Here is a 20,298-nt window from a genome sequence, read left to right on the forward strand (position 1 = left end):
GGGGGGCTTCCGGGCCCCGCCCGGCGGCGCCCCCCCCCGCCCGGCCCCCGGCCGGGGGGGGGGGCGGCCCCCGGGCCGCGCCGGGGGTCTGCCCCGGGCCCCGGCGCCCCCCGGGCCCCCGGGGGCGGCGCCGCGCTCGCCCCTCAGCGCCGGGCGAGGTCCAGGAACGGCGCGACGGCCGCGACGAACTCCGCCGGCCGGGTGTGGTGCACCAGGTGCCCGGCCTCGACGGTGACCACCCGGCAGTCGGGGATCCGCCCGGCCATCTCGGCGATCCGGTCCTGCGGGACGTGGCTCGCCCGGCCCCCGGCCACCACCAGGGTGGGTGCGGTGATCGCGGCCATCCGCTCGAGCCAGACCGGCTCGGGGGTGTCCAGCTGCGCCTTGACCGGCTTCACCACCGCCCAGTCGAAGTCCACCGGCCCGGGGGGCGCGTCGGCCACCGGGGCCGCCGGACGCGGGTAGGGCGCCGGGACGTCCTCCAGCACCAGCCGGCCGACCCGCTCGGGGTGCTCCTGCGCCAGCAGGTACGCCACCACACCGCCCATCGAATGCCCGACGACATCGACCCGGTCCAGCCCGAGGGCGTCCAGGAAGGCGAGGACGTCGTCCCGCATCGGCTCGACGCCGTACCGGCCGGGCCGGCCGCTGTCCCCGTGGCCGCGCAGGTCGAGCGCGAGGACGCGGTGGCGCGGCGCGAGGTCCGGCAGCACGCCGGCCCAGTCGGTGGCCCGCTCGCCGAGCGCGTGCAGCAGGAGCAGCGGCGGGGCACCCGGCGGGCCGGACTCGCGGTAGGCGAGGGTGACCTCCGGCAGTTCCACGGTCCGATGATCGGTCATGCCGATCACCGTATGCCGTGGCCCCGGCTGCCGACAGGCCGTTCGCCCACCGCTCAACCCGGCCGGTCACGGTCCTATCCCCGGGCCGGTACCTCGCCGGCCCGCACCTTCCCGGCCTGCGCCTCGCCGACCGGCACCTCGCCTACCTCGTCGCCTACCTCGTCGGCCCGCACCTCGCCGGTCCGGCCGGGAGCGGGCGCTTCGGGAGCGGCCTGCCCGGGCAGCGGTACCGCCACCGGTCGCGCGTCCTCCCGGGCCGCCACCGGTCCGCCGTCCTCCCGGGCCGCCGCCCGGCTCGCGAGCACCGAGGCCAGCACCGCCAGGGCGGCCACCGCCGCGCAGACGGCACTGGCGGAGGTGTACGCGGCCCGGTGACCGCCACCGCCGCCCGTCGCGCGCAGGTAGACGCCGGAGAGCGCCGAGACGCAGACCGCCGCCGCTATCCGCTGCGCCATCTGCAGGATCGCCCCGCTCACCCCGGCCGCCTCGGCGGGCGCATGGCGCAGCACGTACGCCTGGTTGGTCGCACCCATCACGCCCGCGGCCGCGCCGCCGAGCAGTTGCAGCCCCGCCAGCAGCCAGGGCAGCCCACCCGTCGGCGCCCACCGCACGACCAGGCCGCCGGTGAGCATCACCAGCGCCGCGAGCGTCAGGCCCGCGGTGACGGTCCGCCGGCCGAAGCGCCGCACCACCCGCCAGGCGAGCGCCGAGGCGACGCCCATCGAGACCGCCGAGGGCAGCGCGACCAGCGCCGCGCCCATCGGGGAGAGGCCGAGCCCGTCCTGCAGGAACATCGCCAGCACCAGCCCGGCCGCCACGGACGAGCCGAACTGGGCCATCGCCACCGCCGTGCCGAGCGCGTACGGCGCGGACCGGGTGAGCGCCGGGTGGATCAACGGGTGCCCGCCGGCCCGGGCGCAGCGGCGCTGCCACCACACCAGCGCGCCCAGCAGCAGGGCCGCGGCGGCGCCGAAGGCCAGCCAGCCGGTCCAGGCGGGCGGCTGCACGAACGGCAGCATCAGCACCAGGGTCAGCGCGGCGACCAGCAGCAGCCCGACCAGGTCGAGGTCGGCGTCGCGGGCACTGGGGCGCGGGCGCGGCAGGCAGCGGGCCGCCAGCACGACGGTCGCCAGCCCGAACGGCACGTTGAGCAGGAAGGTCAGCCGCCAGCCGAACTCCGGTCCGACCGCGGCCAGGACGGCGCCGCCGATCGGCGGCCCGAGCGCGAAGGCCAGGCCGCCGGTGACGGCGTACATCCCGAGCGCCCGGGCCCGCAGCTGGCCGTCGAACACGTCCTGGATGGTGCCGATCATCTGGGAGTTGACCAGCCCGGCCCCGGCGCCCTGGAGCAGCCGGGCGGCCACCAGCACCCAGGGCTCGGTCGCGGTCGCGGAGAGCACGCTGACGGCGGTGAACACGGCCAGGCCGGTGACGAAGAACCACTTGCGGCCGCGGACGTCGCCGAGCCGCCCGCCCGGGACCAGGGCCAGGCCGAAGGCGAGCGAGTAGCCGGCGACGATCCACTGCAGATGGGCGGGGCCGGCGTGCAGGCTCTCCCGGAGGGCGGGTATCGCGGTGTTGAGGACGGACTGGTCGAGCAGGGTGGTGAACCCGCCCGCGACGCAGACCAGCAGGACGCGGCGCCCGGCCGCGTCGAAGCGCTCCCGGGGCGGCGCCGCCGGGCCGGTGGCGGGGGTCACGGCTCGACCACCACCAGGACGTAGCGGGCGGCCTCGGGCCCCGGGCTGCGGAACCGGGTGCTGTCGGCGGTGAACCGCAGGCAGTCGCCGGCCGCGAGCTGCTGCGGCTCGCCGTCGACGGTCAGCTCCAACCGGCCCTCCAGCAGCCAGAGGTGGTGCTCCAGGCCGGGGACGGACGGCCGGTCGTAGGCGATGTCGGCGCCCGCCGGCAGCAGCCCCTCGATGATCTCGGCCCGCAGCGAGCCGTCCGGCGGGGACACCGAACGCCGCACGAACCCCGTCGCCTCGTCATGCCAGACCCGCTGCTCCCCGGCCCGGACCAGCCCGGCCGGGGCCGACTCGACCTCGGCGAGCAGCCGCGACATCGTGCGCCCGTACACGGCGCAGAGCCGGCCGAGCAGGGCGGCCGTCGGGCTGACCTCCGCCCGCTCGACCCGGGACAGCGTGGACCGGCTCACCTCTGCCCGGCGCGCCAACTCCTCCAGCGTCCAACCGCGTTCGACGCGGAGTTCGGCCAGTCGGATGGCCAGCCGCTCGTCGGCGGCCGTATCGATTCCCATATTCGCGATGCTATCCCGGATATGGGATCACCTACAGGGCGCGGGCCCGGTCGAGCGGCCCGGCGGGGGGCGCCGGCGCGTGCCGTGCACGGCCGCGCCCCGGTGGTGCCACCGGTGTGCGGCCGGTGCGCGGCGCGATCACCCCGGCGGCACCGGCCACTCCGCGCCCCGGCGCCCACCCGGCGCCACGTCAGCAGTCCGGGGCCTCCGAGGCCGCAGGTCCGGGTCGGCCCGGCGCCTCCGGCGTGCCGCCCGCGGGAGCCGCACGGCCCAGCGTGCGGATCGCCGGGATCGCGAACAACGCCACGCAGCCCGCCAGGCAGGCACCCGCCGACACCAGCAGCAGCCGCCCCGGTGAGGCCAGCGCGGTGGCCGGTCCAGCCAGGATCTGACCGAGCGCGATCCCGGACACCGAGCCGGCCAGCTCGTACGCGCTGACCCGGTTGAGCACCGCGGGCGGGGTGTGGGTCTGCACACTGGTCGCCCACATCACCGACCAGAACGCCCAGGCGCCGCCGCCGAGCACGTGGCCCGCCAGCAGCACCGGCAGGCCGGTGTCCAGGGCGACGCAGAGCGGCAGCACGCTGTACAGCGCCATCGCCGCCGCACCGGCGGCCAACGGCCGGGCCGGGCGCACCCGCAGGGCCAGCAGCCCGCCGAGCACCGTTCCGACGCCGAGGAAGGAGACCGCCAGACCGTAGGCGTTCGGGCCGAGCCGGGCACCGACCAGCGCCGAGCTGAGCGGCACCAGCGGACCGAAGAGCAGCACGCCGTACCCCACCCAGATCAGGATCACCGCCCACATCCAGGTGCGCGCACGGAACTCCTGCCAGCCCTGGCGCAGGTCGCGGCGGAGCGAACCGCCGGTGCGGGCACCGGGGCCGGCGGCGGCCGGGGCGGCCTCGGGCGCGCCGGCCGGGGCGAGCCGGATGAGCGCCAGGCACAGGGCGCTGAGCAGGAAGGTGGCGCCGTCGATCGCGTAGACCGTCCCGGCTCCGGTCAGCGCGATCAGCAGGCCCGCCAGGGCCGGGCCGAGCAGTTGGGCGAGCGCGTCGGCCACCTTGAGCGTGGCGTTCGCCCGCTGCGGCTCGCGGGCGACCAGCGGGACCATCCCGTTCACCCCCGGCTGGAACATCGCGGTGGCCGCACCGGCCAGCGCCGCCATGGTCACCAGCAGCCAGAACGGCGGCGGTCCCACGAAGAACGCGGCGGCCAGCACCCCCTGGGTGAGCACCCGGGCGAGGTCCGCGCCGACCATCATCCGGCGCGCACCGACCCGGTCGGCGAGCACCCCGCCGAACAGGACCAGGGCGACGACCGTCCCGGTCCAGATGCCGAGGACGATGCCGACCCCGGAGATCCCGTAGAGCGCGCCGACCGCGAGTGCGGTGGCGACCGGCATCATCGCGTCGCCGACCAGCGAGACCGCGCGGGCGATGAAGTAGAGCGTGAAGCGCCGGTCCCACAACGGGGGCCGGGCGGGCGGCGGACCGGTCCGGGCGGCCCGAGTGGTCCAGACGTTCCGGGTGGTCCGGACGTTCCGGGTGGTCCGACTGTTCTGCGCGTCCTTGGTGCTCTGCGCGTCCTTGGTGTTCGGGCTGTTCTGTGCGTTCTGGGTGTGCGTCTGCGAGGTGGTCACAGCACGATGGTGGTCTGGACCATTCGACTACCCCAGTGTCCCGAACGACATGATGGGGTACTTTCGCGCCATGACGCTTCGTCCGCCGCCCGAACCCCCGGCGCCGCACCGGGTCGTGGCCCTGCTCCAGCCCCCGCAGTCGACCTTCCTGCTGGCCTGCGCGACCGAGGTGCTGGGCGACCACGGCCCGGCGATCCCCGCCCGCTACACGTTCGAGGTCTGCACCGAGCACCCCGGTCCGGTGCGGACCCAGGTCGGCTACGACCTGCTGGTCACGGCGGGCCTGGACGCGCTGGAGCGCGCGGACACCGTCCTGGTCCCCGGCTGGCAGCAGCCGGCCGGCACCGAGGTGCCGCCGGCGGTGGTCGAGGCGGTCCGCCGGGCGCACCGGCGCGGCGCGCGGATCGTCGGCATCTGCTCGGGCGCCTTCGTGCTCGCCGCCGCCGGACTGCTGGACGGCCGGCGGGCCGCCACCCACTGGGCCCGGGCCGCCGAACTGGCCGACCGGTTCCCCCGGGTCCGGGTCGACCCCGCGGTGCTCTACGTGGACCACGGCGATGTCGCCACCAGCGCCGGATCGGCGGCCGGCGTCGACCTCTGCCTGCACCTGGTGCGCACCGACCACGGCGCCGCGCACGCGATGCGGATCGCCCGGCAGATGGTGATGCCGCCGCACCGCGAGGGCTGCCAGCTGCAGTACGCCGAACTGCCGACCTCCGGACCGGTCACCGACTCGCTGGCCCCCCTGCTGGAGTGGCTGGGCGGGCGGCTGGACCAGCAGGTCAGCGTCGCCGAGATGGCGCTCCACTCCCAGGTCTCGGGCCGCACGCTGACCCGGCGCTTCACCGAGCAACTGGGCATCAGTCCCGGACGCTGGCTGCTGGACCGGCGGATCGCCGCCACCCGGGCCCTGCTGGAGGAGACCGACCTGCCGGTGGAGACCATCGCGCACCGGGTCGGCCTCTCCTCGGCGGTCAACCTGCGCCGGCGCTTCCACGAAGCCCTGCGCACCACGCCCGCCGCCTACCGGCGGGCCTTCCGCTCGGACCCGAGCCGATAGGCCCCGGCCGCCCCGGGACCGCCCGGGGCCGGGTCGCACCACCCCGCCGGAACGCCCCTGACCTGGCCCGATAGGGTCGGTGTGCCGGGCGGGCGCGGAGCACGCACCACCACGGGGACGTCGCACCGCGCGGCGGGCCCGGCCGTCGTCACCGTGTCACCACCAGGTCGGGGGAAGAAGTGCGCCGTTCCACAGGTCTCGTCAGTACCGTGCTCGCGCTGCTGTGCGCGGCGGGCTGCTCGTCCGCCGCCGGCGGGAGCGCCGCCGGGCCGTCGGCGAGCGCCTCGGCGAGCGTTTCGGTGTCGGCGGGCGCACCGGCGGCGGGCACCGCGGCCGTGAGCACCCCGCCGCCGTCCGGCGCTCCGGCGACGCCCACGAGTGCCACGAGCACCCCGGCCGCGCCGTCCGCGGAGCATGCCGCCGCCGTGCGCGAGGCCGCGGCCGCCACCGGCCGCACCAGCGCCAGGGTCGGCCAGACCGTGCAACTCACCAACGGCGACACCACGTACAACCTGGCCGTGGCCGGGGACTTCGACATGGCGGCGGACCGGGGGCAGCTCGGCGTCAACCTCCCCGGGGGCGCGATCAGCCACCTCGACGAGGTCTTCGCCGACGGCCAGGTGTACGTGCGCGGCTCGGCGGGAGTGCCCGCGGGGTCCTGGGCGGCGATCGACCGCGAGCGGCCCGTCGCGCACGCCCTGCTCCGGTCGCCGGTCAACGACCCGGAGCACGTCCTGCAGCAGCTCTCCACGCTGACCCGGGTCGTCCGGAACGGGGAGGAGGAGCTGGACGGCGTCCGCACCGTGCGGTACAGCGGCGTGCTGGCCGACGACGCCGTCGTCCTGCGCCTGGCACCGGAGGTCCAGGCCAAGCTGGCGACCTACCGGAGCCTCGGCGGCGGCGACCTCCGGATCCCGGCCGAGGTCTGGGTCGACCCCCAGGGCCGGGTGGCGAAGGTCCGGCTGGTCCTGGACATGGACCCGATCCACGCCGTCACCACGGTCACCTTCACCGAGTTGGGCAAGCCGGTGAAGGTGTCGCCGCCCCCGGCGAAGAGCACCAGCGCGGTCACCGAGCTCTCCGGCGTCCTCACCGGCTGACCGGCCCGCGCCGGGCGCGGAGCCGGCCCCGCACGCCTGCGGCCTGCGCCGCGACCTCCGGCGGACGGCCTCCCCTCCGGTGTTACCCACCTGGTTCACGACCCTTCCAAAGCCGTGAACTGCCGGTCATATGATGTCCGCGATCGGGGGCCGACCAGGGCCCGCGCACCAAGGGGGATCATGTTCGGGATCATCAGGCCGTGTCGGCACCGGCTCTCCGAGCGGCTGCAGGCCTCGTGGATGGCTCATCTGTGCGGACTCTGCCTGGCACTCAGGGACGACCACGGCCAACTGGCCCGGACGGCCACCAACTACGACGGTCTGATCATCTCGGTGCTGGTCGAGGCACAGAGCGCGAAGGACGACGCCTCCTGGCGCCGCACCGCCGGGCCCTGCCCGCTGCGCGGGATGCGCACCGCCTCGGTCGCCAAGGGCGAGGGCGCCCGGCTGGCGGCCGCCGTCTCGCTGGCGCTCGCCTCGGTGAAGATCCGCGACCATGTCGAGGACCGGGACGGCGTGTTCGCCCGGCGCCCGGTCGCCGCCGGGGCCCGCGCCGTCACCAGGCGCTGGGACCGCAAGAGCGCGGGCGGCGCCTCGGCGGTCGGCTTCGACACCGCCGTCCTGCTCGACGCGGCCTCCCGCCAGGGCGCGTTGGAGCGTGCGCTGCCCCCGGGCGGGTCCGTCCTGCTGGTCACCGAGCCGACCGAGAGCGCCACTTCGGCGGCGTTCGCCCACACCGCCGTCCTGGCCGGCCGGCCCGGCAACGCCGAACCGCTGGCGGAGGCGGGGCGTCTGTTCGGCCGGCTCGCCCACCTGCTGGACGCCGCCGAGGACCAGGCCGAGGACGCCGCGAGCGGAGCCTGGAACCCGCTCACGGCGACCGGCACCGACCGGGCCGAGGCCGAACGCCTCTGCCGGGACGCCGTCCACGGCATCCGGCTCGCGCTGCGCGAGGTGGAGCTGACCGACCGGGCCCTGGTGCACACCCTGCTCGCGCACGAGACGGAGCGGGCCGTGGAGCGCGTCTTCGGCCCGGCCGCGCACACCGCCACCTGCCGGACCCGGACGGCGCCCGCTGACGGTTCCGCCGGGCACGGGGGCGCCGGGCACGGTTCCGACCCGCACGGTTCCGACCCGTACCGGTCGGCGCCCCGGCAGGACCCGGGGCAGGCGCCGCCCGCCGGTCCCGGCGCGCCGATCCCGCCCTGGGTGCCGCAGGGCCCCGGGTTCACCCCGCCCGGCGGCCGCCCCCCGCACCGGCGCAACCTGCTGGCCGGCTGCGCGGTCTGGGCGCTGATGGCCTGCACCTGCCAGCTGATGTGCTGCTCGCACGACGATCCGTTCTCGCGCGAGCGCAAGGAGGGGTGGTGCGCACGGCAGGACGTCGACTGCGGGGACTGCGGGGACTGCTGCAGCAACTGCGGTGACTGCTGCAACTGCTGTGGAGACGGCGGGTGCTGCGACGGCTGCGGATGCGACGGGTGCGACTGCGGCTGCGACTGCTGAGCACCGCGGCCCTGCGGGGTCCGGGCGCGATCGCCGCCCGCCCAAGGCAGCTGACGGTACCTCAGGTGGAGTCGGCGCCGTCCGCGAGGCCGGGCCGCCCGGCGCGGCGGCTCCGACCTGCGACGGACCACGGCTCCGCGACTTCTTCGCCCCGCTGCCCGCCGAGGGCCTCGCCGGGCCGGTGCTCCTGCTCAGCGCGCGGAGCAGCAACGACGCGCCGGAGGCGGCGGCCGGCGGGGAGCGGACCTGGTAGCAGCTGACGGGCTGGCGGCGCCGGCTGGACCTGCCCGAGGGCGGTCACCTGTCCTTCTGTGACATGCCCCGGGTGCTGGAAGCCTTCGGGGTGCGCGACCGGATACCGCCGGAGACGGCACGCCCGCAGTACGGCAGCCTGCGCGGCGAACGCGCGCTCGCCGCGTCCCGGGCCTGTCTGGGCGCCTTCTTCGACCGGCACCTGCTCGGCCGTCCGAGCGCACTGCTGAACGGCCCCTCGGCGGACTACCCGGAGGTCCGCTCCGTGAAGTAGTCCACGCCCGCACCGGCCGCCACGGCCACGCCGACACCGGCGCCGACCGCGACACCCGCACCGGCGCCGACACCCGAGCAGCCGGCTCCCCCGCCCCGGGCCGGCCCGGCCCGGTCCGGCAGCGGGACAGGTCCCGCCACCGGCAGCCCGCCCGCCGCCGAACCGGGCAGCGGGTCCGGCAGCGAACCCGACCAGGGAGCGGACACCGGCCCGCGCTGCCAGAGCGGCAGCACCGCGACCGGCCCGCGCTCACCGGCCGTCGTCACCCCGGACTCACGCATCGAACCCCGCCTCGGCGGCCGCCCGACGGTCCGCCGTCAGCGAGTCGCCCAGGCGCGCCAGCAGCACCCGGAAGCGCTCCGTGTCCTGCTCCGTCATCCGCCCCTCGGGCAGCGCCCGCCCGCCCTGCTCCTCGACCGTTCCCTCGTTCATGCCGCCAACGCTAGGCGCCGGCGATCAACGGCCGATAAACACCCACATCACGGAGGCACCACGGGTACCACGAAGCTCCGGGCACACCCACAGGCCGCTGCCGTCGCGGCCGTTACGTCCGGCCGAGCACCCGGTCGACGGTGATCTCGATGACCACGCGGTCCGGGTTCACCCGGGGCTCGCGGTACCGCTCGGTGTACCGCCGGACGGCATCGGCCACCGCGTCCGGCTCGTCCCGCACCACGGCCACGCCCTCCAGCGTCGACCAGCGCGCGCCGTCCACCTGGCAGACCGCCACCCGCATGCCCTCGGCCCCGGCGGCCTGCACATTGCGCACCTTGCGGCTGGTCCGGCTGCTGATCACCCGCGCCGTCCCGGTCTCCGGCTGGTACGTCACCCCCACCGGCACCACGTGCGGCGAGCCGTCGGGGCGCCGGGTGGTCAGCGTGGAGATGTGCCGCTCCCGCCAGAAGGCGAGGAAGGCTTCGTCGAGTGCGTGCGGATCATGGGCCATGCCCGCGATCGTACGGCGCCCGGCCCGGTGCGCGGGGCACCGGGCCGGGCATCGCCCCCGCTCACCGGCCGGAGCCGGAACCGGGGCCGGCGGCCGGGGTCGGGGACCATCGCGGTCAGTGGCCGCGCGCGATCCACTCCGGAAGTGCGGGCGCCTCGGCGGCGATCGTGGTCGGGTCGCCGTGGCCGGTGCGGACCACCGTCTCCGGGGGGAGCGAGAGGAGGCGGTCCCGGATCGAGTCGATGATCGTCGGGAAGTGCGAGAACGACCGGCCGGTGGCGCCCGGGCCGCCCTGGAAGAGGGTGTCGCCGGTGAAGACCGTGCCGAGCCCGGGCGCGTGGAGGCAGACCGCGCCGGGCGCGTGGCCGGGGGTGTGCAGCACGGTCAGCTCGGTGCCGGCCACCTCGATCCGCTGTCCGTCGGCGAGTTCGCCGTCCGGCAGGCGGTCCGGGTGGGTGAGCTTCCAGAGCGGCAGGTCGTCCGGGTGCAGCAGGATCGGCGCACCGGTGCGGTCGGCGAGCGCCGGGGCCGCGTCGATGTGGTCGTTGTGCGCGTGGGTGGAGACGATCGCCAGCAGGCGGCGCCCGCCGAGGGCCGCCTCGATCGCCTCGGCGTCGTGCGCCGCGTCGATCACCACGGCCTCGTCGTCGTCACCGACGATCCAGACGTTGTTCTCCACCTCCCAGCTGCCGCCGTCGAGGTCGAAGGTGCCGGCCGTGACCAGCCGGTCGATCCGCGCGCCGCTCACAGGATCACCACCGAACGGAGCACATCACCCTCGTGCATGCGCGCGAACGCCTGCTCCACGCCGTCGAGTTCGATGGTCTCGCTGACGAACGCGCCGAGGTCCAGCCGGCTCTGGAGGTAGAGGTCGATCAGCATCGGGAAGTCCCGCGACGGCAGGCAGTCGCCGTACCAGGAGGACTTCAGCGCGCCGCCCCGGCCGAACACGTCCAGCAGCGGCAGCTCCAGCGTCATCTCCGGCGTCGGGACGCCGACCAGGACGACCGTACCGGCCAGGTCACGGGCGTAGAACGCCTGCTTGTACGTCTCCGGGCGGCCGACCGCATCGATCACGACGTCCGCGCCGTGGCCGCCGGTCAGCTCGCGGATCGCCTCCACCGGGTCGGCGGTGCGGGAGTTGATGGTGTGGGTGGCACCGAGCTTCTCCGCGGTGATCAGCTTGCGGTCGTCGATGTCCACCGCGATGATCTTCCCCGCGCCGGCCAGCCGCGAGCCGAGCACCGCCGCCCCGCCGACACCGCCGCAGCCGATCACCGCGACCGAGTCGCCCCGGCCGACGTTGCCGGTGTTGATCGCGGCGCCGATGCCCGCCATCACACCGCAGCCCAGCAGACCCGCGACGGCCGGCTCGGCCCTCGGGTCGACCTTGGTGCACTGGCCGGCCGCGACCAGGGTCTTCTCCGCGAACGCGCCGATGCCCAGCGCCGGGGACAGCTCGGTGCCGTCCAGCAGCGTCATCTTCTGCTTGGCGTTGTGCGTGTCGAAGCAGTACTGCGGGCGCCCGCGCTCGCACGCGCGACACTGGCCGCAGACCGCACGCCAGTTGAGGACGACGAAGTCACCGGGCACGACCTCGGTGACGCCCTCGCCGACCGACTCCACGATCCCCGCCGCCTCGTGCCCCAGCAGGAACGGGAAGTCGTCGTTGATGCCGCCCTCCCGGTAGTGCAGGTCCGTGTGGCAGACGCCGCAGGCCTGGATCCGCACCACCGCCTCGCCCGGCCCGGGGTCGGGTACGACGATCGTCGTCACCTCCACGGGCGCGCCCTTGGCACGCGCGATGACTGCCTTCACCTGCTGGGCCATCCGATTCCACCTCCGTCGGCCGGTGCGGCTCTGCACCGGCGTGACCTGCGTCAAACGACTTGCCCACGAAGCGTATCGCCCGGTGCGGGGCGCGCCCGGCGAACGGCCCCGGTGATGCCGCTCACCGCCCCCGGGCGGCGGGGGCGCGTGGGCCCGACCGAGCGCCCGTCATCGGCCCCTCAACCACCCCGCGTTGGCTGGAATGGTTGCTGACTGTGGCTCGGCGCCCACGTACGGTCGTAACGACCCGTCCGACTCACCCGCCCCGTCCGCCCGCGTCGCCGCCCGGGCCGGCCGCACCGTGCCAGGCCTCCCCGACCGACCGTTCCCGCCGATCCGCCCCGCCCTGCACCGCCCCGGCACCCCCTGCGCCGTCCCGACCGCCCACCCAGACCGCCCACCCCGACCGCCCGTCCAGACCGCCCGCCTCGACCGCATGCCCCGCCCCCGCGCACCTCCCCGGATCCACCCCCCGTCGGGCCGCCCCCGCGCCCCACCGCCCTGGAGTCTGGAGTACGGATGTCCGCCGAGAACAGTGCCACCCGTGCCACGACCGGCCCCGCCGAGACCCATGCGCCCGGCCCGCCCCGTCCGGCCCCGGCGTCCCACCCGGCCGCGCCGCCCGCGCTGGCCGCCCCGGCCGGCCCACCTGCCCTGCCCGCGCTGCCGCCGCTGCACTGCCTGCGGCGCCTCGAACCGGGCCCGCCGCGCCTCGGGGCGCTGCCCACCGGCACCCCGGTCTGGCTGGTCAGCCGGCACGCCGACGTGCGGCAGGTGCTGACCGATCCGCGCCTGGGCCGCGCCCCGCTCTACGCGCCCGAGGCACCCCCGCTCACGCTCACCCCGAACCTCCTGGACAACCCGGAGGGCATGCTGAACCTCGACGGCGTCGACCACCAGCGGCTGCGCCGCACGGTGCAGCGGGCGTTCACCCCGCGCGCGATAGCCCGCTGGCGGCCCTGGGTCGCCTCGGTGGTCGAGGCCCTGCTGGACGAGCTGATCGACCAGGGCTCCCCCGCCGACATCATCGCCGCCTACACCCGCCCGCTGCCGGTGGCCGTGATCAGCAGGCTGATGGGCCTCGACGGCCTGGACGGCAAGCGCCTCGCCCACTGGAGCGACCACGCGCTCTCCACCACCGCGCACTCGACCGAGTCGGTCCGGGTGGCCATGGAGGAGTTCGCCGGTTTCGGGGCCGGCCTGATCGCCGAACGCCGGGCCGCGCCCGGCGACGACCTGGTCAGCGGCCTGCTCGCAGCGGCCCGGGAGAGCGGGGGCATCACCGAGCGGCAGCTGGTCTCGCTGGTGATCGGCCTCGTGGTGGCCGGGCACGAGACGACCATGACGATGCTCGGCAACGCCCTGGTCTATCTGCTGAGTGACGGCCGCGAGGCCTGGCACCGGCTGGCCTCCGACGAGCAGAGCGCGGCCGTCGCCACCGAGCAGTTGCTGCGCGGCGTCCCGCTCGGGGACGGCGACGCACTCCCCGGTCTGTTCCGGCGCGCCGTCGAGGAGGTGGAGATCGGCGGCGTGGTGATCCCGGCCGGCAGCGTGGTCGCCGCCGACACCACGACCGCCAACCACGACCCCGAGGTCTTCACCCGCGATCTGCTGACCGAGCTCTTCTCGCCGCTGGCCGCGCCGATGTACACCTTCGGCGCCGGGCCGCACCACTGCCTGGGCGCCTGGCTCGCCCGGATGGAACTGGAGCTGGCCCTGCACCGGCTGGCCCGCCGCTTGCCCGCGCTGCGGCTCGTCGGGCCGACGGACTCCATCGACTGGCGGCGCGGGCTGCTGACGCGCAGTCCGAACACGCTCCAGGTCGCCTGGTGACTCCGGACTCGACCGGGCCCGCGTCGGACACCCGGCGTGCGGGCTCCCGGCAGCCGTCCTCCCCGACCGCTCCCCCTCCCGCGGCCGCGGTTGCGGCGGCTGCGGCTACGGCTGCGGCTGCGGCCGGAGGCCCGCCCGGGGAGGACGACCCGGTGGTGGTCCGGGTCGACCGGGACCGCTGCATCGGCTCGGGCATGTGCGCGCACACCGCTCCCGGCTCGCTGGCGCTGGGCGCCGACGGCGTGGCCCACCCCCTGCGGGGCTCCGCGCCCGACGGCGGACCGGCCGGCGAGCGGCTGACGGAGCGACTCGCCGAGGCCGTCGACTACTGCCCGGTCGAGGCGCTCGCCCTGCACTCGGCCCGGGACGGCCGCCGGGTCGCGCCGTCCGACTGAGACCGCCGGCGCCGCCCTCCGGCCCGGGGAGCGGCGGCGCCGACCGCCCCCGGACGGCCGCTCAGGCCCGGGCGGCGGCTTCCGCACAGGCCAGCGCGGCGCGGAGCTCGCTCACCGGATCCCCCTCGTGGTACGGCCGCTCACTGGTCTCGATGTGGTCCAGGAACTCCTGGTACCGCACCGCGTAGGCGAGGTGGTAGAGCGGCTCGACCAGCGCCAGGGCGCGCTCCGGGTCCGACCCGGGGGCGTGCTCCCGCCAGGCACCGGCCCACACCTCCGCGACCTGCGCCCAGCGCTCGTCGGACACGTACTGCCGGGGGCGCAGCCCGTCCAGCACCGGGTGCCCGAAGCAGGAGTCCGCGTAGTCGACGACCACCGCCCGGGTGCCGTCGGAGCGCCAGTTCCCGGGGTGGAAGTCCCCGTGCACCAGGGTCTCGGGCAGCCCGCAGGCGGCCAGCTCCGCGACCAGCGCGGGCAGCCGGTCCGCGAGCGCCCGGGCGGCGGCGAACTCCTCGGCCGTCAGCGACTCGCCGGACGCTCCCGGGCCGGCCGGCTCCGCGGCGCCCTCCGCTTCCCGCTCCAGACGGTCGAGCAACGCGCCCACCTGGGCGACCAGCGCCCGCGGGGTGCGGTCCCGCAGGCCGGCCGCGACGGCCCGGCCGTCGGCGGCGAGCGCCGCCTGGGCGGCGACCAGCCGAGGCACCACGGCGGCGACCTCCTCCCCGGACGGACCCCAGCAGTCCTCCCCGGGCGCGTGGTCGAGCAGCAGCCGCCCGTGCACCGGGTCGGTGCCGAGCAGCCGCGGCACCAGGGTGGGATCGACGCCGCCGAGCAGCGCGATCACCGCGCCCTCGTCGGCGTTGAACGCCGGGTTGGTCACCTTCAGCCAGGCGTCGACGCCGGTCGCCGTCCGGTAGCGGAAGAGTCCGGAGAGGTTCCACGTCCGGACCTGCTCCACCGGGCCGGCCACCGGACGGCCCGCCCGGTGCAGCGTCCGCTCCGCCCAGTCGAGGGTGGCCCGCAGTCCGGCCTGGGTGGCCCAGCCGGCCCGCCGCTCGGCCGGCCCGAGCAGGGCGGCCGCCTCGGCACCCGCCTGACGCGGCACCAGGGCGGCCGGGCGCTCCAGTGCCTCCACGTGGTAGACCACGTGCCCGCCGCTGCCGCCGCCACCCGCCGCCACCTCGGCGAGCCGGAGCACCAGTACGGGCACCCCCAGCTCCTCGGACAGCCGCTCGACGACCGGCCCGGCCGACGACCACCACGCCCCGTCCACCTCGAACGGCCCTACCGGGCCGAGGTACTCACTGCCATGGGTGACGTGGATGCTGACCGTCCGACCGCTCGCCTGTTCCATCCGCGCAGGGTCGCCCACCCGTTCGACGTGCGCAATCGGTTTTCCGCGCACCGCCGCGCCCACCGCCTCCGCCCACCGCCTCCGCCTCGGCCGCGCCATCGAACTGACCGACCGACCAGGCCGGCTCCCCCACTGCCCCTGCGTGCTCTGCGCGCCCGAGGTGACGGAGCGCCAGCGCCGACCCGAACTGGGCGCAGGAGGTGACGAACGACCGGAGCAGGGGCCGGCACATCATCGGGGTGGCCGGCGGTGACGTGCCGGACCGGGCGTTCACCGTGGGCCTCCGGTACTCCCACCGCCTGCCCGAGGTGGCCATGGCCGGGCTGCGCGTGCACGACCCGATGAGCTGGGTCGCGGAAGCCGCCACACGGCTTTGCGCGACCGGCCCGGCCGAACCGGACCGCCTCCTCGACGTCCACCCGCTGATGGTCAGGCCGGTCGATCCCGGCCGGCACCGGCCGCTGCTCGGCAGCGCGGTCGGCTTCTACCGGCGGGTGCCGGTGCCCGTCGTCCAGCTGGTGTGGCCGGACGCGGGCGGCCGGTGGCCCTGGGAGGAGGCGGCGTCCAGGGGCTGCCGGGCCCAGCCGCGCCTTCGGCTCCCCGTCGCCGCCCACCCTCCGGGGGTCCGGACGGACGAGGCCGACCGGACCCCGACGCCGGACCCCGACGGTCCGAGGGCCCCCCGGCCGCTACGGGATCACCACCCCCGCGCCCGAGACCCGGACGCGGGTGTCGTCCGCGCGCAGCTCGACGCCCAGCACGCCCGGGCGGCCGAGGTCCTCGCCCTGGTGGATCGTCAGGGTGGCCGGTGCGGTCACCGCGCCCCGCTCCCGCAGGTAGGCGCCGAAGGCGGCGGCCGCCGCGCCCGTCGCCGGGTCCTCCACGACGCCGCCGACCGGGAACGGGTCACGGGCGTGGAAGACGTGCTCGCTCTCCCGCCAGACCAGCTGCACGGTGGTGAGCCCGCGGGCCGTCATGTAGGCGGCGAGGCCGTCGAAGTCGTAGTCCAGCCGGGCCAGCCGGTCACGGGTGGCGGCGGCCAGCACCAGGTGCCGGGCACCGGCGTAGGCGATCCGGGGCGGCAGCGCCGCGTCCAGCTCGTCGGCCGACCAGCCGAGCAGGGCGAGCGCCTCCTCGACGTCCGCGCCGCTCACCTCCTCGACGTGCGGCTCGACGCTGGTCAGCGTGGCGCGCAGGACGCCGTCCGCGCCCTTGTCCACCTCGATCGGCACCTCGCCGGCCTGCGTGGCGAAGACGAACCGGCCCGGGCCCGTCCGCTCGGCGAGCGCGACGGCGGAGGCGACGGTGGCGTGGCCGCAGAACGGCACCTCCAGCAACGGGCTGAAGTACCGCACGGTGTAACCGGCCCCGGCCGGGCCCGCGACGGAGCCGGCCGCGTCCGGTATCAGGAAGGCCGTCTCGGAGTAGCCGAGCTCGGCGGCTATGGCGAGCATCCGCTCCGCGGTCAGGCCGGAGGCGTCGAGCACCACACCGGCCGGGTTCCCACCGCCGGGGTCGGTGGAGAAGGCCGCGTAGCGCAGGACGTCACTCTGGGGAACTGCCGCGGGCGCGTCGTCAGTGATCATGCCCGGTCGAACGCCGTCGTTCGGCCGCCTGTTCCCACCCGCCGGCCCCGATCGGTGGTGCGGCGCACGTCGCACGCCCCTCCCCGGCCCGCGCGCCCCCGACGCACCACCGCCGACGACCCGCCGGCCCGTCCCGTCCCGTCCGGTCCCGGCGCCCTCCCTCGCGCCGGCACCGCGCCGGCACCGCACCGGCACCGCACCGTCAGCGCAGCACCGCCTCCAGCAGGTCCGAGCCCAGCCGGGCGCTGCCCGCCAGGTCGAGCTGGTACAGCATGTACCGCCCGCGCCGCCGGGTGGTGAGCAGCCCGGCCCGGCGCAGCACCGCCAGGTGCCGCGACACCTCCGGCGCGCTGAGCTGCCAGGCCGCCGCCAGCTCCCCCGTGGTGTGCGGTCCGCGCGCCATCGTGCGGGCGAGCCGGAGCCGGACCGGGTGGGCCAGCGCCTCCAACCGCTGCTGCACCACGGCGAGCGAGACCGGCTCGGGCAGCCCGCCCTCCGCGATCGGGTACTGCACCACCGGCCGCCACCCGGGCTCGTGCACCACCAGCAGGTGCGGGTGCCCGAAGGCGGTCGGCACGAAGGTCACTCCCCCGGCGTCGGACCGGGTGGCGCTGTCCTGCAGCTTGTCGATGACGATCCGCCGCCGCCCGTCCGCCCGCTCCTCCAGGGCGATCGAGGAGGACACCGCCGCCAGGGCGCTGCCGAGGCCGTGCCGGGCCAGCCGGTCCGCCTTGTGCCGGGCGTCGGCCGCGAGGTCCGGCAGCACCCGGCGCCAGGCGGCCGCGAAGAACGCCTCCCCGCAGTCCTCCAGCAGCCGGCGGAGCAGGGCCCGGACGGCCGGCGGGTCGGCGAACAGCCGGTCGGCGAAGGCCGCCTGGCGAGGGCCCCGGGCCATCGCGAGCTCCCGGGCCCGCTCCTGCGCCACAGGGTCGCTGAGCGGCGAGTCGCGCCGCTCGGAGAGCCGGGACGTCCCGCAGGTCATGAAGGAGGCCGCCCGGACGTACAGCTCGTCGTCGATCCGGTCGACGGCGTCCAGCTCCTCGGCCAGGGTGGCCCCCGGCCGGCCGGGGACGAGGAAGTCGGCCCGCGAGGAGCGCCAGAGGAAGTCGGCCTCGGAGAGGCGTTCGGACAGCTCCGGGGCGAGCGAGGCGGCCGTGCTCGCCGCCCAGCCGTGCAGCCCGGGGTGGTGCGCGGGCTCGGCGAGGACGTGCAGCATCGAGCTCAGCTCGGCCAGCGGCGAGGGGGTGAAGAAGACGCGGTCGTCGGGCAGCGCGGTGATGTCGATGCTGAGGCTCACTCCGGTGATCCTGCCAGCCCGTCACGACGGCAGCGCCGTCGATTGACGGGAGTCGTCAATCGGCGTGCTCCGGGGCGGCGCGCGGCCGCACGGTACCGGCCATGAACCAGCTCCAGCAGAAGTCCCGCTCCGCAGAGGCCTCCGCCCGGACCGGCCGGCCGCCGAGCCCGACCGCCGCCCGGCCCGGGCCGGCCGCCCTGCTCGCGCTGCTCACCGCCGCCGGTGGCCTCCGCTACGCCACCGCGCTGCTGGTGGACGCGCTCGGCACCGGTCTGCTCCGCCCGTTCATGCTCCTCTACGGCATCGGGGTGCTGCGGCTCGGCGCGGGCACGGTCGGCCTCGCGCTCTCCGCCGGTCTGCTGGCGGGCCTGCTGGTGCTCCCGCTGACCGGCCGCTGGATCGACCGCGGCGCGCGCAGCCTCCCGGCGGCGGCGACCCTGCTGATCAGGGCGGCGGGCTCGGTGGTGCTGCTGTGCGCGGACGGCCTGGGCGGTTTCACGGCGGCCGCCGTGCTGCTCGGCATCGGCGGCCAGAACTGGCCGACCACCCACGCCGCGCTGGTCAGCACCCTCACCGAGGGGCGCACCCGGGACGCCGCGCTGGCCGCCGGGCGGACGCTGCGCAACGCGGGTCTGGGTGCGGGCGCGCTGCTCGCCGTCCTGGCGGTGACCGGCGGGTCGGGCACGATCCGGCTGCTGGCCGGGGCGACGGCCGCCGCGTGCCTGGTCGCGGCGGCGCTGGTGCACTCGCTCCGGGTCACCGACCCCGGCGCCGCGGCTGCCCCGAGCCCCGCCCCGGCCGCCGACCCGAGCCCCGCACCGGACCCGGCCGAGGTTCCGGCCGACGCTCCGGCCCCGGCCCCGGCCGCCGACCGGGCCGCCGACCCGACGGTCGGCTCCGCCGCCGCTCCGGTGCTGCGCCGGATCGGCCTGCTCAGCATCGCCGCCCTCCCCTACGCGTTCTGCTTCGACGTCCTGGAGGTCGCCCTGCCCGCGCTGCTGGTCCTCCATCTGCACGCGTCCCCGGCCTGGTCCTCCGGGGTGTTCGTGGGCAACACCGTGCTGGTGATCACGCTTCAGCTCGCGATCGTGCTCCGGCTCGCCCGCCGTTCGCGACGGGCCGTGCTGGCCTCCGCCGGAGCGGTCCTGGCGCTCGCCTACCTGGGCTTCTGGGCGGCGTGGGCGATCGGCGGCACCGCTGGTGCGGCCACCGTGGCGGCCGTCTCGGTGCTGTTCACGCTGGGCGAGATCCTCTACAGCGGCTCGGGCACGGCCCTGGTCGCCGCCGTCGCGCCGCCCCGGCTGCTCGGGCGGGCGCTCTCCCGCTGGGAGCTGTCGACGGGCGTCGGCCGCGCGCTGGCCCCGGCCGTGCTGACCGCGCTGCTGGCCGCCGGGCCGGGCGTGCTCTGGCCCGCGCTGGCGGCCGCCACCCTGCTCGCGGCCGGGGCGGTGACGAGGCTGGCTCCGCGGGGGTGACCGGCCGGCGGTGGGAGGATCCCCCCATGGCCGTCACCGTCTTCCAGCAGCAGCTCCGCGATCGCTTCCTCGCCGCCACCGTCACGCCGCCGCCGGCGCCCTGGCAGCCCGTCGGTCCCGGCATGATCGCGGTCGGCGGGCTGCTCGGGATCGGCTTCGCCACCGACCCGGCCACCGGCCACGACCTCGTCCTGGCGGTCTCGACCGCCGGGCACGGCCTCTTCGACGCGACGACCGGCGAGAAGATCGCCCGGGTGTACGACCCCGAGGAGGAGCCGGACGGTCCGGACCTCGCCTGCCCCGGCATCGGCCCGGTCGCCGACGTCCGCGTCCCGGTGGCCGGCCTCCACGGAGGCGGCCTGCACACCGGTACCGACGACGGCTGGCACGTCGAGGTGCTCGTCCCGGAATGGCCCAACGAGCGGGTCCTGCTCTGCACCGGCGGCGGACCGTACACCGGCGACCACGGCGAGACCTGGTGGCAGGTGTTCCACTCCTCCTGGTCGACCTTCCGCGCCGCCGGGTTCTCCCCGTCGGGGCGGACCCTGGCCGTGGCCACCAGCAGCGACCTCACCCTCTGGAGCCGCCCCGACCCGCGGGGCCGGTGAGCGGTCCGGCTCCCGCACCTCGGGCGGGCCGCGCCGGCCGGCGC

Annotated in this window: 21 protein-coding genes and 1 pseudogene; 9 read left to right on the forward strand and 13 right to left on the reverse strand. The window is 76.6% G+C overall.

The window, feature by feature from the left end; genetic code table 11:
* Positions 1–143 precede the first annotated feature (143 nt).
* From ACFWA9_RS30345 to ACFWA9_RS30360, 4 genes are all read right to left on the reverse strand, one after another.
* Complete coding sequence (locus ACFWA9_RS30345) at positions 144–839, reverse strand: alpha/beta hydrolase (protein WP_352296630.1); 696 nt, start codon at positions 837–839, stop codon at positions 144–146.
* Positions 840–913: 74 nt separating this feature from the next.
* On the reverse strand, positions 914–2,539 hold the full coding sequence (locus tag ACFWA9_RS30350; protein WP_380391244.1) for an MFS transporter: 1,626 nt from the start codon (positions 2,537–2,539) through the stop codon (positions 914–916).
* Positions 2,536–3,099 carry an XRE family transcriptional regulator gene (locus ACFWA9_RS30355; RefSeq protein ID WP_352296635.1) on the reverse strand — a complete coding sequence of 188 codons (564 nt, stop codon included), beginning with the start codon at positions 3,097–3,099 and terminating at the stop codon, positions 2,536–2,538. Before ACFWA9_RS30355 ends, ACFWA9_RS30350 begins: the two co-directional genes overlap by 4 nt.
* A gap of 190 nt (positions 3,100–3,289) precedes the next feature.
* Positions 3,290–4,738: an MFS transporter gene (locus tag ACFWA9_RS30360; RefSeq protein ID WP_380391247.1), complete on the reverse strand. Its 1,449-nt coding sequence runs from the start codon at positions 4,736–4,738 to the stop codon at positions 3,290–3,292.
* Positions 4,739–4,808: 70 nt separating this feature from the next.
* Between ACFWA9_RS30360 and ACFWA9_RS30365 the strand changes: the two genes are divergently transcribed.
* Positions 4,809–5,798 (forward strand): GlxA family transcriptional regulator, encoded by a 990-nt coding sequence (locus tag ACFWA9_RS30365; RefSeq protein WP_380391249.1) that lies wholly within the window; start codon positions 4,809–4,811, stop codon positions 5,796–5,798.
* A gap of 148 nt (positions 5,799–5,946) precedes the next feature.
* Here ACFWA9_RS30365 and ACFWA9_RS30370 read toward each other — a convergent pair whose 3' ends face one another.
* Positions 5,947–6,189, reverse strand: a complete 243-nt coding sequence (locus tag ACFWA9_RS30370) for a hypothetical protein (protein ID WP_380391251.1) — start codon at positions 6,187–6,189, stop codon at positions 5,947–5,949.
* Positions 6,190–6,223: 34 nt separating this feature from the next.
* Here ACFWA9_RS30370 and ACFWA9_RS30375 point away from each other — a divergent pair, with 34 nt between their 5' ends.
* From ACFWA9_RS30375 to ACFWA9_RS30385, 3 genes are all read left to right on the forward strand, one after another.
* Entirely contained in the window at positions 6,224–6,898 is a 675-nt protein-coding gene (locus tag ACFWA9_RS30375) for an LppX_LprAFG lipoprotein (RefSeq protein WP_380391254.1), read from the forward strand.
* A 180-nt stretch (positions 6,899–7,078) separates the two neighbouring features.
* Positions 7,079–8,404 carry a DUF5685 family protein gene (locus ACFWA9_RS30380; protein ID WP_380391257.1) on the forward strand — a complete coding sequence of 442 codons (1,326 nt, stop codon included), beginning with the start codon at positions 7,079–7,081 and terminating at the stop codon, positions 8,402–8,404.
* 325 nt (positions 8,405–8,729) lie between these two features.
* A complete protein-coding gene (locus ACFWA9_RS30385) occupies positions 8,730–8,930 on the forward strand; it encodes a hypothetical protein (RefSeq protein WP_380391260.1) in 201 nt (66 codons plus the stop codon).
* Here the strand turns inward: ACFWA9_RS30385 and ACFWA9_RS30390 are convergent.
* The 5 genes from ACFWA9_RS30390 to ACFWA9_RS30410 all read right to left on the reverse strand — a co-directional run bounded on the left by ACFWA9_RS30390 (position 8,903) and on the right by ACFWA9_RS30410 (position 11,706).
* A complete protein-coding gene (locus ACFWA9_RS30390; RefSeq protein ID WP_352296655.1) occupies positions 8,903–9,211 on the reverse strand; it encodes a hypothetical protein in 309 nt (102 codons plus the stop codon). The genes ACFWA9_RS30385 and ACFWA9_RS30390 overlap by 28 nt on opposite strands.
* On the reverse strand, positions 9,204–9,362 hold the full coding sequence (locus ACFWA9_RS30395; RefSeq protein WP_352296657.1) for a hypothetical protein: 159 nt from the start codon (positions 9,360–9,362) through the stop codon (positions 9,204–9,206). The genes ACFWA9_RS30390 and ACFWA9_RS30395 overlap by 8 nt, the downstream gene beginning before the upstream one ends.
* A gap of 112 nt (positions 9,363–9,474) precedes the next feature.
* Positions 9,475–9,876, reverse strand: coding sequence for a pyridoxamine 5'-phosphate oxidase family protein (locus ACFWA9_RS30400; protein ID WP_380391263.1), 402 nt, complete (start codon positions 9,874–9,876; stop codon positions 9,475–9,477).
* 115 nt (positions 9,877–9,991) lie between these two features.
* Positions 9,992–10,624: an MBL fold metallo-hydrolase gene (locus ACFWA9_RS30405; RefSeq protein ID WP_329491149.1), complete on the reverse strand. Its 633-nt coding sequence runs from the start codon at positions 10,622–10,624 to the stop codon at positions 9,992–9,994.
* Complete coding sequence (locus ACFWA9_RS30410; RefSeq protein WP_329491148.1) at positions 10,621–11,706, reverse strand: S-(hydroxymethyl)mycothiol dehydrogenase; 1,086 nt, start codon at positions 11,704–11,706, stop codon at positions 10,621–10,623. Before ACFWA9_RS30410 ends, ACFWA9_RS30405 begins: the two co-directional genes overlap by 4 nt.
* A 519-nt stretch (positions 11,707–12,225) precedes the next feature.
* Here ACFWA9_RS30410 and ACFWA9_RS30415 point away from each other — a divergent pair.
* Positions 12,226–13,539 (forward strand): cytochrome P450, encoded by a 1,314-nt coding sequence (locus ACFWA9_RS30415; RefSeq protein ID WP_380391267.1) that lies wholly within the window; start codon positions 12,226–12,228, stop codon positions 13,537–13,539.
* Positions 13,540–13,691: 152 nt separating this feature from the next.
* Entirely contained in the window at positions 13,692–13,934 is a 243-nt protein-coding gene (locus tag ACFWA9_RS30420; protein WP_352297529.1) for a ferredoxin, read from the forward strand.
* A gap of 61 nt (positions 13,935–13,995) precedes the next feature.
* On the opposite strand, the gene ACFWA9_RS30425 is transcribed toward ACFWA9_RS30420, so the two are convergent.
* The gene (locus ACFWA9_RS30425) at positions 13,996–15,288 is read right to left on the reverse strand and encodes a phosphotransferase (RefSeq protein WP_380391269.1); all 1,293 of its coding nucleotides are present in this window, start codon (positions 15,286–15,288) and stop codon (positions 13,996–13,998) included.
* A gap of 200 nt (positions 15,289–15,488) precedes the next feature.
* Here ACFWA9_RS30425 and ACFWA9_RS30430 point away from each other — a divergent pair.
* Positions 15,489–15,839, forward strand: a pseudogene (locus tag ACFWA9_RS30430) (DUF4262 domain-containing protein); the annotation flags it as partial.
* Positions 15,840–15,977: 138 nt separating this feature from the next.
* Here the strand turns inward: ACFWA9_RS30430 and ACFWA9_RS30435 are convergent.
* Positions 15,978–16,874, reverse strand: coding sequence for a PhzF family phenazine biosynthesis protein (locus ACFWA9_RS30435; RefSeq protein ID WP_380391272.1), 897 nt, complete (start codon positions 16,872–16,874; stop codon positions 15,978–15,980).
* 202 nt (positions 16,875–17,076) lie between these two features.
* A complete protein-coding gene (locus ACFWA9_RS30440) occupies positions 17,077–18,171 on the reverse strand; it encodes a DUF5937 family protein (RefSeq protein WP_352297521.1) in 1,095 nt (364 codons plus the stop codon).
* A 101-nt stretch (positions 18,172–18,272) separates the two neighbouring features.
* On the opposite strand from ACFWA9_RS30440, the gene ACFWA9_RS30445 reads away from it, so the two are divergent.
* Positions 18,273–19,646 (forward strand): MFS transporter, encoded by a 1,374-nt coding sequence (locus ACFWA9_RS30445; RefSeq protein ID WP_380391275.1) that lies wholly within the window; start codon positions 18,273–18,275, stop codon positions 19,644–19,646.
* A 26-nt stretch (positions 19,647–19,672) separates the two neighbouring features.
* On the forward strand, positions 19,673–20,254 hold the full coding sequence (locus ACFWA9_RS30450) for a hypothetical protein (RefSeq protein WP_329491139.1): 582 nt from the start codon (positions 19,673–19,675) through the stop codon (positions 20,252–20,254).
* Positions 20,255–20,298 lie beyond the last annotated feature (44 nt).

Source organism: Kitasatospora sp. NPDC059973, assembly GCF_042737525.1.
In the GTDB taxonomy this organism is placed as follows: domain Bacteria; phylum Actinomycetota; class Actinomycetes; order Streptomycetales; family Streptomycetaceae; genus Kitasatospora.